We start from the raw sequence: 16,477 nt of genomic DNA on the forward strand, positions 1-16,477 counted from the left end.
CGATGTGAATTGGTAACGCTCACATCTGTGCGGTGATATTGCCAGACGGCTATCACCGTTTCAAGGCGGGCCGTTTTCTCGAATTCGAAGCCGCGTATCCCCAGGTCAGAGGCAGGGGTAAAATAGGCGACTCTAGCAGTGGTGCCCGCGTAACACTTTCCAAGCGGAATTCTTCAAATGAACGTGAACAGATGTGTTGCGCAATTTCTGTTATGCACGCCGTGCCTCGGAAGTCGGGCCCTCAGCAGGTCGTCGTGTGCTGCACGGTGATCGCGGCGCCGTCGTCGGAGGCGGCGATGACGACGGATGCGGACCCGTCCCGATAGGTGATGCGGTTGGAGTCGCGGGCCGCGAAGCGCCGGGCCCCGGCCGGGACGGCGGCGGTCAGACGGTCGCGGAGGCCGTCGGCGCCGGTGGGCTCGCTGACCGCGGAGACCGTGACGATGTCACCGGCCGCGCAGTGCAGGCGCTGCTCGGTGACGCGCGCGGGACGGGTGCCGAGTGTGGCCAGCAGCCCGGTCACCGTGCCGGCGTCGGGCGCCGTGCTCGCCGCCGGGGTCATTTCCGCCAGGCTGCACCGGCTGCGGGCGGTGACCGCGAGCCAGCCGGGACTCAGGCGCCGTACCGACAGGCTGACGGCGCCGAGATCGGCATGCAGCGGCCGGACGCCCGCCACGGCCGGGCCGCGGCGCACGGCGTACCGATCCGGAAGATTCTGTTCGATCGTTGTGATCAGGCTGTCCTCGGCGCCGGGGTCGGTGTAGAGGTCGGCCTTGCCGGTGAAGACGTTGCCGGTCCGCAGAGGTCCGAGATCGCACTCGGCGGCGGCGACGACCGCGCTGACCGCGGCAGCGGCCTCCGATCCGGCCGCGACGACCGCGTCCGCGACCGCCGTGTTCATGTCGGCGGCCACGTCCTCGACCCGCGGCTGGCGCTGCGTGTCCCACCGCCACCAGGCGGCCGTGGCCGCGACGAGGGCCGCCACCACGACGACGATCCCGACACCGATCAGTACGCGTTTCCCCACCGGACTCACCGGCCCATTCTGCCCGGTCGGCGATTCGGCGGACGTACCTCGTTTCCCGTTTCGGACCGCTCTTTCCCTTCGGTTCGGATGACAGACCCGCCGTTGCGAGTGCCCCCCTCATCCATGCGGTTGGCGGTATCGTCGTGGCCTGGGTCCCGGGCCGCTGTCCGGAACGGCAGCCATGTCAGTTCCGGGGGTATTTGGCGTGTTGCGCAAACTGATTACGAAATCTTTTCACGTCCTGCGGGACTCTGTAGCTTCCGGACGGTGACGATGCGCAAGGGTGTCAATAGAGTGATGCGGAACCTCACCGGATACGAGTTTCGCAAGGTCAAGCGGCCGGTGGCCAAGGCCGCGCCGAAGCCCGAGCCGACGCCGGCGCCCGCCGCCGAGGCCGCACCGCCGAAGCCGCCGGAGATCAAGTTCCCGGTCGACTACGACGAGGCCGCGCGCGACGTCATCCGCGCGGTCCGGCCGTGGACCATGACCTCACCCGAGAAGCTCAACGCGCTCGTCTATGCCGTCCGGTACGTGGTCCGCCACAAGATCCCCGGCGACATCGTGGAGTGCGGCGTCTGGCGTGGCGGCAGCATGCTGGCTATCGCGAAGACCCTGATCGAGAACGGCGACACCGGCCGTGAGCTGCACCTCTACGACACGTTCGAGGGGATGAGCGAGCCGACCGAGCACGACAAGCGACACGACGGCAAGCCCGCGGCGGACATGCTCGCGGCCAGCGACAAGACGGCCGGAGTGTGGGCGTACGCGTCGTTCGAGGACGTGCAGGCCACGATGGCGGAGTCGGCGTACCCCGCGGAGCGGATCCATTACTACAAGGGCAAGGTCGAGGACACGATCCCGGGCGACATCCCCGCGCAGATCAGCATCCTGCGCCTGGACACCGACTGGTACGAGTCGACCCGTCACGAACTCGAACACCTCTGGCCCCGCCTCGTTCCCGGTGGTGTGCTGCTGCTCGACGACTACGGATGGTGGGACGGCGCCAAGCGTGCCGTCGACGAATGGCTCGAAGAGGTGAACCCGCGTCTGCTCCTGCTGCGCATGGACGAGGGCCGGATCGCGGTGAAGTCGGCGGAGTAACCGGCGCTCACTCCCTATCACGAACCGATCACCCCGCCTTTGTCCCGGGCGGGGTGAACCGGTTGTGCCGTCCTGGTTCCATTGGCGGCGTCACGCCGGCCGGGAATGATGGGGACCGGTCGTGTGAAAGGGGACGCCGATGGATTTTCAAACCGCTCTGGAGTCGCTGTTCGCGGCGGAGGGACGGCGTGATCCGTACCCCGCCTATGAGGTTCTTCGTTCGCACGCCCCGATGTTCGCGGCCCTCGACGGGCGCTGGTTCGTCACCACCCATGCGCTGACCAGCCACCTTCTGCGCCATCCGGCCGTGCGGGTCGCCGACGCCGCCGTCTACGACGGTTACTGGCCGGACTGGAGGGAGAACCGGGGCGTCGCCTCGATCGTCCAGTCGATGCTGCTGAGCAATCCGCCCGACCACACCCGGATGCGACGGGCTGCCGCGGCCACCTTCACCGCCCGCCGGGTCGCGGCGCTGCGTGACGTCATCGCGGAACGCGCCGCCGACCTGATCAAGGAGATGCCGGAGCGCGCCGACTTCGTGAGCGCGTTCGCGTACCCGCTCCCGATCGCCGTCATCTGTGCCCTGCTCGGCGTGCCGGACTCCGACCAGCCGTGGTTCCGTCGGCAGGCCGCCGACCTCACCGTGGTCCTGGAGCCGATCAGCACCGAGGAGGAGATGCGGCGAGCCGACGCGGCCGGCCGTGAGCTGGAGGACTACTTCATCGGCCTGATCGCCGAACGTCGACGGGAGCCACGGGAGGACCTGACCAGCGCGCTCGCCTCCGAGGGCTCCGGCCTGACCGGGTCCGAGCTGCTGTCCAACCTGGTCCTGTTGCTGGTCGCCGGGTTCGAGACGACCACCAACCTGCTCGGCACCGGGATCAAGGTGCTGCTGGAACACCCGGACCAGGCCGACCGGCTACGTGCCGACCCGGAGCTGGCGCCCGCTTTCGTCGAGGAGATCCTGCGGTACGACTCGCCGGTCCAGTTCGCGGCCCGCTACGCCGCCGAGCCCCTCGATCTGGACGGCGGACTGCATCTGCCGGCCGGCGCCGACGTCAACCTGCTGCTCGGCTCCGCCAACCGGGACCCCGAGCGCTATCCCGACCCACACCGCTTCGACCCGGACCGCCCCAACATCCAGCCGGTCTCGTTCGGCGGCGGCGCCCACTACTGTCTCGGCGCGCCGCTGGCCCGGCTCGAGGCGCAGGTCGCCTTCCCGATGCTGCTGACCATGCTGCCCGCCCTGGCCCTCGCCGGTGAGCCGCGGCTGCGTGACCGCCTGGTGCTGCGCGGCTTCGCCGAGCTCCCGATCACCACGGGATGACAAAGATGACTTCCGATTTCCTGTACGAGGCAGGCGTGCTGAAACGGACCACTCGCAGCGGCTGGCCGCTCGCCAGGATGGCGAACCGCGAGTCCGTCGCCGACCACTCGTTCCGTGCCGCGCTCATCGCCATGACGCTGGCCGCGATGGCCGGCGCCGACCCCGACCGCGCGGCGGCCCTCGCCCTGCTGCACGACCTTCCCGAGGCCCGGCTCGGGGACATGCACCATCTGACCCGCCGCTATCTGGACGAGCCGAAACCGTTCCAGCGCGTCATCGACGACCAGACCGCCCCGCTGCCCCCACCGGCCCGTGATGTGATCCGCGCCCGCGCCGCCGAGTGGGTGGACCAGGACACCATCGAGGCGCGCATCGCCCGCGACGCCGACACTCTCGACTCGGTCATGCACGTCCGCGAGAGCCTCGCGGACCGTCCCGACCTGCAGGAACGCTGGGTCGACTACCTGGCGGAATCGGTCACCACCGACGTCGGCCGCACGGTTCTGGCCGAGATCCGGGCCACCGACCCGGACGCCTGGTGGCCGCGAACCGTGACCGGCGAATCGCCTCGCTGACCCCCCGATCCCAAGGTCACGGTCTACGGTCTGGGGATGCACATCCGGCCCATCCACCACGGTGACGCGGCGCGCCTGGCCGTCCTGCTCGAACAGCTGGGCTTCCCGTCCACCGAGCGCGAGGTCCGCCAGCGACTGGACTATTGGCTGGGCGACCGGGCGAGCGCCCTCCTGGGCGCCGACGACGAGGGCACACTGGTCGGCATGGCGGCCCTGCACGTGACCCCGCTGCTGGAGGTGACCGGCAAGTTCGGCCGCCTGGCCGCCCTGGTCGTCGACGAGGCCGTCCGGGGCCGGGGAGCGGGCCGCATGCTGATCGGAGCAGCCGAGAACCGGGCACGGGCCGCGGGCTGCCTGTTCATCGAGGTGAACAGCAGTAACCACCGCTTTCCGGCCCACCAGTTCTACGAGAGCCTCGGCTTCACCGACAGCCGCGAGGACTCCCGCCGCTTCGTGCTCCCTCTCCAGCCCTCCTGACCCTCCCCGCACCACCTCGACCGCACAGCACCCTCACCGCCGCGTCTTCATCACGACGTCTCCATCGCCCGGTCCTTCTGCGGATCGGCGCGTCTTGCCCGCAGCACCTTCGCGGAGGCAGCCTCAGCGGGGCGTCCGCCACGTGCAGCCCGGTACGGTCGCCAGATGACTGACGATGATCTCCCTCGGATGGAGTTCGCGTTCTCCGGGCCACTGCGCGACCAGCTGGTGGCCGCGGTGCTGTCCGGCGCCAAGACGACCACGTCGGCGCTGATGATCGGATACGAGGCCGACGGGGAGCCCTTGCCCGAGGTGGGCGCGCGACGCGTGGTCGTCGACTCCCGTGATCAACCCGTCGCGACGATCGAGTACACCGACGTGCGCGTGGTGCGGCTCGCCGATGTGGATCTCCGGCACGTCATCGACGAGGGCGAGGGCGACGAGTCGGTGGCGCAGTGGCGGGCGGGCCACGAGGAGTTCTGGCACAGTCCCGAGATCCGCGCCGAGCTCGGCGACCCCGGCTTCACTGTCGACGACGACACCGAGATTCTGGCGCAGCGCTTCCGCCTGGTGGACGCCACCACCACGTAACGGCCGATCTTGCGACGTCCCGCCGCACACAGCCCCAACCGCACAAGATCGACGACGACAGCGGCGAGGCAGCCAGGTCTTGTGACCTTCCGCCGTCATTGCGACCCGTAATGCGCAAGATCGCGCGAGGGGTGTGGCAGGTGCGGCAGCGCCTGGCGAACGAGACGGTGGACGCGATCAACCGCGGTGACCCGTTGCCGCACGGCCGTTCGGCGAGGACCGTGCAGCGGGCCCTGCGCGAGACGATCGGCTGCGGACCGGCGTGGGTGCGGCGCTGGGTGCGGCTTCAGGAGGCGGCCCGGCAGTTCGCTGTCGAGGGTGAGGCCGACGCGTCCCAGATTGCGGTACGGCTGGGCTTCGCCGATCAGGCGCATCTGGTCAACGAGTTCCGGCAGGCCACGGGCCTGACTCCCGGCAGCTACATCGCGAGTCTGCCCAAACCATTTCCAAACTGATCTAAATATTTGCATTCGCCCGGTAGAACAGTCCACATGCGAAGAATCTTGGTCGCCGTGGCGGCGGCAAGCACACTTCTGCTCGGATCGGCGGTGCCCGCGGGAGCGGCACCGGCGCAACCCGCCCCCGACCCGCTCCCACCCGGTTGGTCGGCCTCCGGACGGGCTCTGACCTGGACGAGCGAGCGCCCGATTCCGCCGGGCGACGCCGCGGTGGAGTTCTGGTCCGGTGACCGGCTGCTCGGCCGGGCCGACGACGCCGACGATCTGCGGACCTTCGTCCTCAAGGACGGGCTTCCGGCTCGTCCGGCGGATCTGCAGGTGCGGATCGGCGGCAAGCGCGTCGACGCGGCGGCGCCGCCGAGCGCGCAGCGGAGGGCGAAGACGACCCCGGCGACGGTTCCGGCCCGGCCGGCGCACAACGTCGACCCGGGGGTGAAGGGCCCCTACAAGACGACGACCGGCGAGTACTCGCTGCCCGGCGTCAAACTGTCGACCTACCCGCAGCCCGTCGAGATGCAGGCCGTCGTGGTGGCGCCGAGGAACGCGCCCGGCAAGCGGCCGCTCGCGCTGTTCCTGCACGGCCGGCACTGGACCTGTTTCACCGGTGACGACCCGGACGCGATCACCCTCGAGTGGCCGTGCCCGGCCCCGTCCGAGGCGGTGCCCAGTCACCGCGGTTACCTGCAGTCGCAGGAGCTGCTCGCCTCGCAGGGTTACGTCACCGTGTCGATCTCGGCGAACGGCATCAACGCGCAGGACCGGGCCGACGACGACGGCGGCGCCCAGGCCCGCTCGTCGCTGGTCCGCAAGCATCTGGAGCTCTGGGCCGACTGGTCGGGGGCCAAACGATCGAATGCCCCGGCGATCGTACGATCAGCGCCGCGCGCCGATCTTTCGAAGGTGTTCCTGATGGGCCACTCGCGTGGTGGCGAGGGTGTGAACCGCGCGGCGCTGGACAGCCTCAACCCGCCGCCGGCCGCGCAGGACGACTACCGCGGCAAGGTGCGCTGGAACATCCGCGGCCTGTTCCTCATCGGCCCGACCGTCTTCGGCCACAACCCGCAGCCGGACGTGCCGTCGGCGACGGTCCTGCCCGGCTGCGACGGTGACGTCTCCGACCTGCAGGGTCAGATGTACATCGACGCCACCCGCGGCGTCGGCTCCGGCCGGGCGCTGCACAGCGCGCTCTACGCGGTCGGCGCGAACCACAACTACTTCAACACCGAGTGGACGCCCGGTCAGGCCGTCGGACCGGCGTTCGACGACTTCTTCGGCGAGGACGACCCGCTGTGCACGCCCGGTGTCGCCCCGGCACGGCTCACTCCGCAGCAGCAGCAGACGGCCGGTGCCACGTACCTGGCGGCCGCGGCGCGTCTGTTCGTCGGCGGTGACGACCGGGTCCGCCCGCTGCTGGACGGTTCCGGGGTCCGCGCCCCGTCGGCCGGCCCGGCCACCGTGCTGAGTCACGCGCTCGGCGGCAACCGCACTCCGGTGATCGTTCCCGACCAGGCACTGACCGTCGGCAACGCCCGGCTCTGTGAGCAGGCCGGGGCCACGCAGGAGACCGCGTGCCTGTGGACGGAGGGCTGGTTCAGCCCGTCACCGCACTTCGTGTCGTTCACGTACCCCGAGCCCGGCCGCTACGCCGTCGCGCTCAACGGCACCGCGACCGCCACGCTGAAGCCGGCGAAGGCCGTGCCGGTGGCCGGGGCGCAGTCGCTCGCGCTGCGCCTCGTCGTGCCGCCGAACGCGCCGGCCACCTCGTTCGGCGTCGCGGTCACCGACGACCGCGGCAAGCGCACCGAGCTGGGCACCGCCACGATCAGCGGCGTGCCGGGCACCGACCTGACGACCTCGTACTGGGGCCAGGAGGTGCGGCTCACGCTGCCGCGCGGTGTGCGGGCGGTGTCGCGGCTCGACATCACCCCGCGCGGTGAGGGTGAGGCGTGGCTGATCGACGCGTGGGGCTGGCGTCCCGGCACGCCCGCGCCGCGACCGGAGCCGCTGGCCCGCGTCGACGTCGGCCGCCTGGCGGTGGAGGAGGGCGACTCCGGCACCGCCACCTACTCGGTTCCCGTGTCGGTGCGCGGCAAGCAGCGGGCCGCGGTCCGGTTGTTCCTGACCGACCGCCGGACCGGCGACGTCAAGTCGTGGGTGGCCGACATCGCCCCGGGCGCCACGAAGATCGAGGTACCGGTCTCGGTGACCGGCAACACGACCTTCGGCGGCGACCGGCGGTACCCGCTGGCCGCCAAGGCGGTCCGTAACGCGGTGGTGGGTGATTACGACGGCGGCGTCGACGTCCGCGAGGACGACCCGATGCCGAAGATCACCGTCGCGCCGAACCCGGCGACCGCAGCCGAGGGCGCACCGGTGGTGTGGACGGTGACTCTGTCCGAGCCCGCCGACGACTACCTGTACCTGGCGTTCACGCCGCAGAAGCCGGCTGCCGGGACGGAGCTGTCGTCGACCGATGTCGACCCGGTCTGGTTCGAGGAGAACTCCTTCGAGAGCCCCGAGCCGTCCCGTCCGCTGTCGGAGACCCTCCTGCAGCCGTTCCTGGTCGTCGAGCCGGGTACCACCTCGGTCGAGCTCAGCGTGCCGACGGTCACCGATGGGGTGGCCGAGGGCACCGAGCACATCCGGTTCGCGACCGACATCTACCCGCCCGACTTCGGTGACCCGATCACCGGTCCCGTGATCGACGGGACCGTCACCGACTGACCGGACGTGTGTGCCCGGAACCCCGATCGGAGTTCCGGGCACACGTGCCGTTCAGCCCTTCAGCCCGGTGTGGGCGAGGCCCTCGATGAACTGCCGCTGGGCGATCACGAAGACGATCAGCACCGGGATAGCCGTCATGGATGCCGCCGACAGCTGTACGTTCCACAGCTGCCCCTGGTAGGCGTCGGTGAACTGGGTCAGTGCCTGGGGCAGCGTGTACTTCGTCTGCGACGAGATGTAGACGACCGGTTCCAGATACAGGTTCCAGCTGTGCAGGAACGTGAAGATCGCCACCGCGCCGAGGGCCGGCCGGGCCAGTGGCAGTGCGATCCTCCGGAAGATGGCGGGGCGGCCCAGACCGTCGATGCGGGCCGCCTCCTCGAGCTCGCCGGGCAGCGTGATGAAGAACTGCCGCATGATGAACGTCGCCAGCACGCTCGGCGGCCCCAGCATCGGGACCAGGATGAGCGGCCAGTGGGTGTCGACCATGCCGAGGCTGTTGAACATCCGGAACAGCGGCACGATCGTCACCTCGCTCGGGATGAGCAGACCGGTCAGCACCACCAGGAACAGAACGTTCTGTCCCGGGAAGCGGATCCGCGCGAACGCATACCCCGCCATCGACGCCACCACCAGCGTGCCCAGCGTGACGATCACGGCGATGTACGCGCTGTTCCAGTACTGCTGAGCGAACGGCTGCATGGTGAACACCTGACGCCACGGCTCGAGACTCCAGGTGCTGGGCGCGAAGTCGAACGCGAAGATGGAGGCGTTCGGCTTGAACGAGCTGGTGATCATCCACCACGTGGGGAAGACGAACGGCACGCACAGCACGAGCAGCAACCCGTACAGGAAGATCCGCATTTTAAGACTCATGGAAGACCCACCTCTTGCGCATCTGCCACTGGAGCACGGTCAGCGCCAGCACGATGAGGAACAGCAGGACCGAAAGGGTGGAGCCGTAACCGAAGGCGTGGAACTGGAACGCCTGCTGGTACAGGTAGTAGACGAGCACCGTGGTCGAGGTGCCCGGCCCGCCCTGCGTGAGGACGCTGATCTGCGCGAACACCTGCAACGACCCGACCACCGTGATGATCGACGTGAGCAGGATGGTCGGGCTGATCAGCGGCAGCGTGATCCGCCGGAAGACGGTCCACCGCCCGGCCCCGTCGGTGCGCGCCGCCTCGTAGAGCTCCTGTGGCACGCCCTGCAGCGCGGCCAGGAACAGAACCATGTTGAGGCCGACGTTCTTGAAGACCTGCACGACGACGACCGAGACCATGGCCGTGCCCCCCGACCGCAGCCAGTTCGGCCCGTCGATGCCGAACAGGGAGAGCAGCCCGTTGACACCACCGTTGTCCTGCAGCAGGAAGCCCCACACGATCGTCCAGGCCAGCAGCGACACCACGACGGGCGAGAAGAACAGCACCCGGAAGAATGTCGTGCCGCGCAACTTCTGGTTCAGCAACACCGCAAGGACGAGGGCGAGACCGAGATTGAGTACGACCAGACCGATCGAGAAGAGTGCGGTGGCCCGCAGCACGCCCGGCACGTTCGGGTCCTCGGCGAGTTTGCGGTAGTTCTCGGAACCCACGAAGTCGAACGTGTCGGCGAGCACGTTCCACTCGTGCAGGCTGTACCAGACGACCAGCACCAGTGGCAGGAACACGAACGCGACCGCACCGACCAGCGCCGGAGTGATGAACAGGTACCCGGTCAGGTGGTCGCGCCGCCGCATCGTCCAGTACGACGGGCGGCCCGGGGCGGACCGGGCCGTGGCGGCCCGGTCCTGCAGCAGGGTCACTTGGCGAGCAGCGGCTGGATCGCGGTGCACACACCGCGCAGCACGCCGGGAATGTCGGCGTCCGGCTTCCACATCGGGTCGAGCGCGGACCGGACGGCCTGGCTGATCTCGGCGCTGCCGGTGTGGCTGGGCTTGACCACGCCGGTGGCGATGCCGTCGATGACGACGTCCTGCAGCTGTTCCGGCTTGAGCAGCGGGTTGGCCTTGGCCAGGGTGTCGGCGTTCAGCTGCGACTGCCGCGGCGGCGGGAAGAACTGGGCCAGCTTGGTGGAGTTGTCCGGGCTGGTGAAGAACTTGACGAACTCGGCCGCGGCGGCGGCGTTCTTGCCCTTCTTCATGACACCCAGGCCACCCTGCCCGATCACCGAGTACTCACCGGACGGCCCGGCCGGCAGCGGCACCAGGGTCCAGCCGAACTTGGCCTCCTTGAGCAGCGATGCCCGCGAGATCTGGGCGATCGTCATCGCCGACTCGCCGGCGAAGAAGTCGGCGGCCACACCGGGTGCCGGCAGCGCCTTGTCGGTGAAGATCGCCTTGTGCAGGAAGGTCATCGCGTCGACCATCGGCTGCTGGTCGAAGCCGCAGGTCTTGCCGTCGGCGGTCCAGGCGTCGGCGCCCCAGCCGCGGAACACGGTGGCCAGGTTGCTCCACTCCTTGTAGTCGAAGTCGCGGATCACCAGGCCCTGCTTGCCGGTTTTGGCCGCGGTGGCCGAGGCGGCGGCCACCGCGTTCGCCCACGTCCAGTCGGCACCGGCGGGCAGCGTCTGCCCGGCCTGCTTGAGCAGGTCGTTGTTGACGAACACCCCGAACGGTGAGGTGGAGAACGGGTAGCCCATCAGCTTGCCGTCCTTCTTCCACAGCGCGGTCGCGGCGGGAGCGAGGTCGGCGGTGTTCTCGATGCTGTCGTCGAGCGGGGTGAGCGCACCGGAGGCGACGAAGTCGGGGGCGGCGCCCTCGAGGATCCAGGCGATGTCCGGTGCGTTGCCGCCGGCGATCTGCGTGGTCACCGTGGTGGTGTAGTTCTCCAGCGGCAGCGCCTCGAAGGTGACGCTGACGTCCGGCTTGGTCTTGGAGTATTCGGCGGCGATCGAGTTGAACAGTTCGACGTGGGCCGGGTTGGCCGACCAGGTGGTCATCCGCAGGGTGACCGGGCCGCCGGCCTCGGGTTCGTCGCCTCCGCAGGCGGTGAGCGAGCCGAGCAGGGCGCAGACGGATATGGCGGCAAGGGTTCGGCGCATCAAAGATCTCCTCTCAGTAACCGCTGATGTCGGGCCAGCGCAGCTCGACACCGTCGGCGCTCAGGTGGTTCTGGAACTCGGCGAGCAGTTCGGGGGTGTTGCGGACGGCTCGCGGGGACACGCCACGGTCGAGGCAGAAGGCGGCGAGCGCCCCGGCCACCTCACCGGCGTTCCACTCGACGGGGTGCAGCCGGTACGAGCCGTTGGTGATGTGGGTGGTGCCGATGTTCTTGCCTGCCGGCAGCAGGTTCTCGACCCGCTGGGGGATGAGCGCGCCGAGCGGGATCTCGAACGGGCACGACGCGACGTCGATGTAGTTGTCGCCGCCGGTCGACGGGTGCAGGTCGATGCGGTACATGCCGACACCGATTGAGTCGGCATACGACGCCGCGCCCTTGTCCCCGCGGATCTCCAGGGACAGGTCCTGCTCGACGACGGTGTACTCGGCTCTGATCCGGCGGGACTCGCGGACGTACGGCGCCATGGCGAGCCCGTCGGCGCTGCCGGTGACGTCGCCGCGCAGCCGCAGGCCGGGCCAGCCGGTGCCGCCGTCGGCGCGGGGCGCCTCGGTCTGCAGCCAGTAGAGCACCGAGAACGACAGTTCCCGGGCGGCGCGTTCGACAGCGGCCGGGTCGGCTGCGTCGACGTACGGCTGCTCGAAGTAGTCGATCATCGGCCAGTTCACCAGGCAGATGTCACTCGGGTAGAGGCCGCCGGTGAAGTTGCGGCGCGCCGCGATCCGCCGGAACGTCCACAGGTTGCCGTCACCGGGGTTGACCCGCTGGTCGGCGTCGACGAGCCACGGGTCGTCGTCGGGGTTGGGGGTGAACGAGCGGGTGGAGATCTCGAGCGTGCGGGGGTTCGGGGTCTGCCACGACAGCATCGGCGCGCCCCAGAACGGCGGCTGGTAGGTGCGCCAGAAGCCGTAGTTCGCCGGCCGGTCGATGACGTGGTCGCCGTCGACGTGGTCGATGGCGAAGCACACCGACAGTGCCTGCATGTTCGCCGGATCGCCGGTCTCGGGTGCGTTCGGCTCACCCGTCTCGGTCTGCGACTCGGCGCCGGTGACGTATTCGGTTCCGGTCATCGGCAGCAGCTCGCCGGTCTCGGTGGCGTCCAGCACGTACGGCGCGGTCAGGACCAGGTCCGTACCGTTGTGGCGGACGGTGACAGCGGTGACCCGGTCGCCGTCGGTGTCCGCGGCGACCGGCACGGCCGGTTGCAGCACGGTGAGCCGCCCCGATCCGCGGTACGGCGCGAGCATCGCCTCGATCACGGCGACCGCCACGCGCGGCTCGTGGCAGAGCCTGCTCACATGTCCGGCGCCCGGGTTGAGGTCGCGGGTCCGGCGGGCACGATCGGTCAGCGGGTAATGGGCGCGGTAGTAGTCCCGGATCCCGTCACGCAGCGCCCGGTAACTCGCCGTGACACCGAACCGTTCCACCCAGCTGTGCTCGTCCGGCGGCACGGCCTGGCTGGTCAGCTGCCCTCCGAGCCACGCGTACTCCTCGGTCAGCAGCACGGTCCGCCCGGCCCGCAGCGCGGCCAGCGCCGCCGCCACTCCACCGAGCCCACCGCCGACGACCAGCACGTCCGCATGCATCTCAGGCACGGGCCACCGCCAGCGTCGCCCCGGTAACCGGCTCACACGGCAGCAGCCGCTGCAGCTCGCCACCGGTCCCGTCGAGGATCGCCGACAAGACCTCGACCGCCTGCCACCCCATCTCCCGCCGCGGGATCCGGAATCCGGTGAACTCCAGATCGGTGCTGGCCGGCCGGGTCGGATCACCGAGAGCCAGAAAAGAAAGATCATCCGGTACGCGCAGCGCGCGGCGCCCAGCCTCCTCGGCCAGCATCGCCCCGTCCGCGAACTCTTCCACGAAAATCGCCGTGACCTCCTGATTCAACAATTCGTCCATCACTTCGCGTGCTTCGGTGAACCGCACGTGCGCCCCGGTGACGCCGGCTTCCGCGGCGGCGGCGTTGAAGCCGCGCAGCCGGTCGGCGTGCGACTCGGCCCCCGCGCCCTCGCCCACGTACGCGATCCGCCGGTGCCCCAGCTCCACCGCCCGCCGGACCAGGGCGGCCGTGGCCGCCGGGTAGTCGGCGCCCACGTACGGCACCGGCCCGCCCGCGTCGTCGCGGCGGCCCACGCTCACGAACGGCTGCCCCTCGGCGAGCAGCCGGGCCAGTTCCTCCGGGTCGAGCCAGCGGCCCAGGAGGATGCAGCCGTCGGCCAGCCGCAGCCGGTTGTCGGACTGGAAGATCCGCCGCCGCCCGTCCACGACCGGCGCGCTGGTGAACAGCAGCAGGTCGCAGCCGATGCTCTCGGCGCACTCCTCGATCCCGACGAGGAACGGGTGGTAGAAGTCGCCGAGCCCGGCCGGGAACACCGGTTCGTAGGTGAAGACGCCCAGGAAGCGGTTGCGCTGGGCGGCGAGCCGGCGTGCGATCGGGTCGGCCACGTAGCCGGTCTTGCGGATCGCGGCGAGGACACGCTCGCGGGTCTCGGGAGCGATCCGGGCGGCGTCCTCACGCTCATTGAGCACCATCGACACGGTCGTCTGGCTGACGCCGGTCATCCGGGCGATGTCCTGCTGAGTCACCCGCCTGCTGCTGGACGCCACGAGGGTCTCCTCTGTTACGCCGGTAATACGCATTAACAAACTGGGGAGATCGTGGGGCACCGCGTCGGCGGCCGTCAAGGAAACCCCAGGAGTAATAGGTATTAGCACCTTGACCAGGTCAGTTAACGATGACGAAACTTCGATGCATCGCGATGCTCGTCTCCCGTACCCGCAAAGGGGTTGGACCTTGAATCGACGCTCCCTGATCAAAGGCGCCGCCGTGACCGGTGCCGCCGGCCTGTTCGCCTCGCCCCGCGCGGCCCAGGCCGCCGGACCGGCCGGTATGCCGACCTACCGATATCTGCGCGACGCGCTCACCATGCCGCTGCGCTACAACCCGACCGGCGAGTTCATCTTCCCGTGCATCCGCGGCGTCTACGACAAGATCAGCGGGGCCCGCGGCCGTTACTACCTGTACTACGCGCCGCATGAGAAGCCCGGCGGCATCTGCGTGGCGTACGCGAACTCGCTGGCCGGCCCGTTCACCGAGTACACCGCCAACCCGGTGATCGACAACGTGCTGCCGAGCACCACGGTCTCCCACGTGTCGTCACCGCACGTGACGTGGATCCCGGCGGCGAAGCAGTTCTACCTCTACTACCACGGCGAGAACACCACGACCCGGGTCGCGCGCTCCTCTGACGGGCTCACGTTCCGTGACGAGACGCCGATCCTCAGCACCCGGCTCGTGCCCGGCCTGACCGAGACGTCGTACGCACGGGTCTTCGCGCACAGCGGCCGCTACGTGATGGTCTACATGGGCGTGCTCGGCGGGAAGCGGCACATCTATCACGGATGGTCACCGAACGGCTGGGACCAGTGGCAGTTCGCCCAGACGCCGCTGATCAACCCGGCCGGCGACGGCCTGACCGACATCTCCGGCCCGCACGTCGTCGTCCGCAACGGCACCACGTACGTCGCCTACCACGGCAACGACGGCAGGATGCGGATCACCGAGGTCGGCAACAACTTCGACCGTGAGGTCCACCTCGGCGTCTTTCACACCCCGATCGCGTCCGACAACGGCCGGGCCGCCGCGCCGTCGTTCGGCACCGACGGGGGCGTGGAGTACATGTTCTACGAGGCCGGCGCCCGCCTGAACGCCCGCATCTGCATCGCCCGCGCCGTCTGACCAGCATGGATGCGGCGCCCGCAGGTCAGGCGGGCGCCGCTCCGGCCGTCACAGCGTGCGCAGCACCTCGACCGCCTCGGCCTCCGCGGCGTGCACCGCGCGCAGCCGGTCGGCCAGAAGGCCCAGATCAGGCGCCACCGGCGGCTTCCCGTCGAGTTCGTCCCGGCGCTGCCACAGTTCCGCAGCAGCCTCGGCCCGGCCGGCCGCGCCGTCGTCGCCCAGTGCGACACCCTCGGCCACCGCCGCCGACAGGTCGCGCAGGCGGGCGTACTCCGGGACGTCGGCCGGCAGCGCGGCCTCGGCGAAGGCGTGCCAGCGGCGGTCGGCCTCGCGGAATGCCTCCGCGGCCTGGGCCGCCCGTTCACCGAGCAGCGGCGTGGCCTCGTCGAGGAAGTCCGCGTACAGGCCGCGCAGGTGACCGCCGCTCATGCCGACCGGCTCCACCTCCTCCCATACCGTCAGCATCGCGGTGGCCAGTCCGCGGCCGTCCGCGAAGACGGTCGGCCAGCCCTTCGCGTTGCGCCGGTCGGTGAGCAGCTTCGCCCACTTCTGCCAGGCCGGCAGCGCGAACGACGTGGACGTGCCGCCCAGGTGCCCGGCACATTCCCGGATCCCGTCGCGAACCACGCCGGCGAGGTCCTCCGGCGCGGCCGCCTTTTCCACCACGACGAGCTTGTTGCGGTACGAGACGACGCGCGCCCGCGCCCGGTGCAGCGCGTCGGCCGGGACCGTCAGCGGACGGGTGTTGCGGTCGTCGACGCGTACCCCGGTATCGGTGGCCGCGTAGGCGACGACCGCATGGCCGCCGTGCGCCTCCAGGTGTGGCGGCAGGTCCCAGTACCCGGCCAGGTACCGGTCCGGGACCACGATCGCCCGCTCGCCCGCCGCCAGCGCCGCGTCGAGGGCGGCCGCCGCGCCCTTGGCTCCCGATGTGGTGTGCACCCGGTAGCGGGCACCGAGCCGGTCCAGCACCTGATCGGTCCAGTCGAGATAGTTCCACCGGCGCCGGAAACCCAGCGTCAGGTGGCAGGTGTCGTGCGCGGCGAACTCCCAGAGGATGTACCCGGCGCCGAGGCCGCCACCGATGCCGAGGACCATCGCCTCGGACAGTCCGACTCCGTGGCTTGCGAGCACGTGCGCCACGGCGGCGGTCTCCGGGTGCAGTCCACCACGCAGCGGCCAGTCGTGGTCGGTGGCGGGCCGTTCGGTGTCGCCGACCACGTGCCGGCGGGCGGCGGCGTACCGCTCGCCGGTCCGGGCCATCCGCGCACGGATGCGGGCCTTGAGATGTTTCTGCTCGGTCATCGCTGTCCCGTCCGGTCACACGCACGCCGCGAACCCCACGCGGCAGCGGTGCGCACAACCGTCGGTGTGTCTCAGCGTCGAACGGTCGCTC

At 70.0% G+C, this 16,477-nt stretch carries 15 protein-coding genes; 8 read left to right on the forward strand and 7 right to left on the reverse strand.

Annotated elements, in window-relative coordinates; genetic code table 11:
• Positions 1–241: 241 nt before the first annotated feature.
• Positions 242–1,036 (reverse strand): hypothetical protein, encoded by a 795-nt coding sequence (locus CLV67_RS28770; RefSeq protein ID WP_146169325.1) that lies wholly within the window; start codon positions 1,034–1,036, stop codon positions 242–244.
• A 288-nt stretch (positions 1,037–1,324) separates the two neighbouring features.
• On the opposite strand from CLV67_RS28770, the gene CLV67_RS28775 reads away from it, so the two are divergent.
• The 7 genes from CLV67_RS28775 to CLV67_RS28805 all read left to right on the forward strand — a co-directional run bounded on the left by CLV67_RS28775 (position 1,325) and on the right by CLV67_RS28805 (position 8,280).
• Positions 1,325–2,128, forward strand: coding sequence for a TylF/MycF/NovP-related O-methyltransferase (locus CLV67_RS28775; protein WP_106323878.1), 804 nt, complete (start codon positions 1,325–1,327; stop codon positions 2,126–2,128).
• Between the two features lie 139 nt (positions 2,129–2,267).
• A complete protein-coding gene (locus tag CLV67_RS28780) occupies positions 2,268–3,455 on the forward strand; it encodes a cytochrome P450 (RefSeq protein WP_106323880.1) in 1,188 nt (395 codons plus the stop codon).
• Between the two features lie 5 nt (positions 3,456–3,460).
• Positions 3,461–4,030: an HD domain-containing protein gene (locus CLV67_RS28785; protein ID WP_170154039.1), complete on the forward strand. Its 570-nt coding sequence runs from the start codon at positions 3,461–3,463 to the stop codon at positions 4,028–4,030.
• Between the two features lie 36 nt (positions 4,031–4,066).
• The gene (locus CLV67_RS28790; protein ID WP_106323884.1) at positions 4,067–4,507 is read left to right on the forward strand and encodes a GNAT family N-acetyltransferase; all 441 of its coding nucleotides are present in this window, start codon (positions 4,067–4,069) and stop codon (positions 4,505–4,507) included.
• Positions 4,508–4,672: 165 nt separating this feature from the next.
• Positions 4,673–5,098 (forward strand): ASCH domain-containing protein, encoded by a 426-nt coding sequence (locus CLV67_RS28795; RefSeq protein ID WP_106323886.1) that lies wholly within the window; start codon positions 4,673–4,675, stop codon positions 5,096–5,098.
• A 140-nt stretch (positions 5,099–5,238) separates the two neighbouring features.
• Positions 5,239–5,553, forward strand: a complete 315-nt coding sequence (locus tag CLV67_RS28800) for a helix-turn-helix domain-containing protein (protein WP_170154040.1) — start codon at positions 5,239–5,241, stop codon at positions 5,551–5,553.
• Between the two features lie 36 nt (positions 5,554–5,589).
• Positions 5,590–8,280 carry an alpha/beta hydrolase gene (locus CLV67_RS28805; RefSeq protein WP_106323890.1) on the forward strand — a complete coding sequence of 897 codons (2,691 nt, stop codon included), beginning with the start codon at positions 5,590–5,592 and terminating at the stop codon, positions 8,278–8,280.
• 51 nt (positions 8,281–8,331) lie between these two features.
• Here CLV67_RS28805 and CLV67_RS28810 read toward each other — a convergent pair whose 3' ends face one another.
• The 5 genes from CLV67_RS28810 to CLV67_RS28830 are packed head-to-tail and all read right to left on the reverse strand — an operon-like array spanning position 8,332 to position 13,949.
• Positions 8,332–9,156, reverse strand: a complete 825-nt coding sequence (locus CLV67_RS28810) for a carbohydrate ABC transporter permease (RefSeq protein ID WP_106323892.1) — start codon at positions 9,154–9,156, stop codon at positions 8,332–8,334.
• Positions 9,146–10,084 carry a carbohydrate ABC transporter permease gene (locus CLV67_RS28815; protein ID WP_239166553.1) on the reverse strand — a complete coding sequence of 313 codons (939 nt, stop codon included), beginning with the start codon at positions 10,082–10,084 and terminating at the stop codon, positions 9,146–9,148. Before CLV67_RS28815 ends, CLV67_RS28810 begins: the two co-directional genes overlap by 11 nt.
• Positions 10,081–11,322 (reverse strand): ABC transporter substrate-binding protein, encoded by a 1,242-nt coding sequence (locus tag CLV67_RS28820; RefSeq protein WP_106323894.1) that lies wholly within the window; start codon positions 11,320–11,322, stop codon positions 10,081–10,083. Before CLV67_RS28820 ends, CLV67_RS28815 begins: the two co-directional genes overlap by 4 nt.
• A 13-nt stretch (positions 11,323–11,335) precedes the next feature.
• Entirely contained in the window at positions 11,336–12,925 is a 1,590-nt protein-coding gene (locus CLV67_RS28825) for an FAD-dependent oxidoreductase (protein ID WP_106323896.1), read from the reverse strand.
• Position 12,926: 1 nt separating this feature from the next.
• Positions 12,927–13,949, reverse strand: a complete 1,023-nt coding sequence (locus CLV67_RS28830; RefSeq protein WP_239166554.1) for a LacI family DNA-binding transcriptional regulator — start codon at positions 13,947–13,949, stop codon at positions 12,927–12,929.
• Between the two features lie 187 nt (positions 13,950–14,136).
• On the opposite strand from CLV67_RS28830, the gene CLV67_RS28835 reads away from it, so the two are divergent.
• Positions 14,137–15,081 (forward strand): twin-arginine translocation signal domain-containing protein, encoded by a 945-nt coding sequence (locus CLV67_RS28835; protein WP_239166555.1) that lies wholly within the window; start codon positions 14,137–14,139, stop codon positions 15,079–15,081.
• Positions 15,082–15,129: 48 nt separating this feature from the next.
• On the opposite strand, the gene CLV67_RS28840 is transcribed toward CLV67_RS28835, so the two are convergent.
• Positions 15,130–16,386: a BtrH N-terminal domain-containing protein gene (locus CLV67_RS28840; protein WP_239166556.1), complete on the reverse strand. Its 1,257-nt coding sequence runs from the start codon at positions 16,384–16,386 to the stop codon at positions 15,130–15,132.
• Between the last annotated feature and the right edge of the window lie 91 nt (positions 16,387–16,477).

The sequence above is a fragment of the Actinoplanes italicus genome (genome assembly GCF_003001815.1).
In the GTDB taxonomy this organism is placed as follows: Bacteria; Actinomycetota; Actinomycetes; order Mycobacteriales; family Micromonosporaceae; genus Actinoplanes; species Actinoplanes italicus.

Coding starts and splice junctions, on each gene's coding strand:
- CLV67_RS28820 (WP_106323894.1), bottom strand. CDS start 11,322: ATGCGCCGAACCCTTGCCGCCATATCCGTCTGCGCCCTGCTCGGCTCG.
- CLV67_RS28785 (WP_170154039.1), top strand. CDS start 3,461: ATGACTTCCGATTTCCTGTACGAGGCAGGCGTGCTGAAACGGACCACT.
- CLV67_RS28840 (WP_239166556.1), bottom strand. CDS start 16,386: ATGACCGAGCAGAAACATCTCAAGGCCCGCATCCGTGCGCGGATGGCC.
- CLV67_RS28775 (WP_106323878.1), top strand. CDS start 1,325: ATGCGGAACCTCACCGGATACGAGTTTCGCAAGGTCAAGCGGCCGGTG.
- CLV67_RS28790 (WP_106323884.1), top strand. CDS start 4,067: ATGCACATCCGGCCCATCCACCACGGTGACGCGGCGCGCCTGGCCGTC.
- CLV67_RS28795 (WP_106323886.1), top strand. CDS start 4,673: ATGACTGACGATGATCTCCCTCGGATGGAGTTCGCGTTCTCCGGGCCA.
- CLV67_RS28780 (WP_106323880.1), top strand. CDS start 2,268: ATGGATTTTCAAACCGCTCTGGAGTCGCTGTTCGCGGCGGAGGGACGG.
- CLV67_RS28805 (WP_106323890.1), top strand. CDS start 5,590: ATGCGAAGAATCTTGGTCGCCGTGGCGGCGGCAAGCACACTTCTGCTC.
- CLV67_RS28825 (WP_106323896.1), bottom strand. CDS start 12,925: ATGCATGCGGACGTGCTGGTCGTCGGCGGTGGGCTCGGTGGAGTGGCG.
- CLV67_RS28810 (WP_106323892.1), bottom strand. CDS start 9,156: ATGAGTCTTAAAATGCGGATCTTCCTGTACGGGTTGCTGCTCGTGCTG.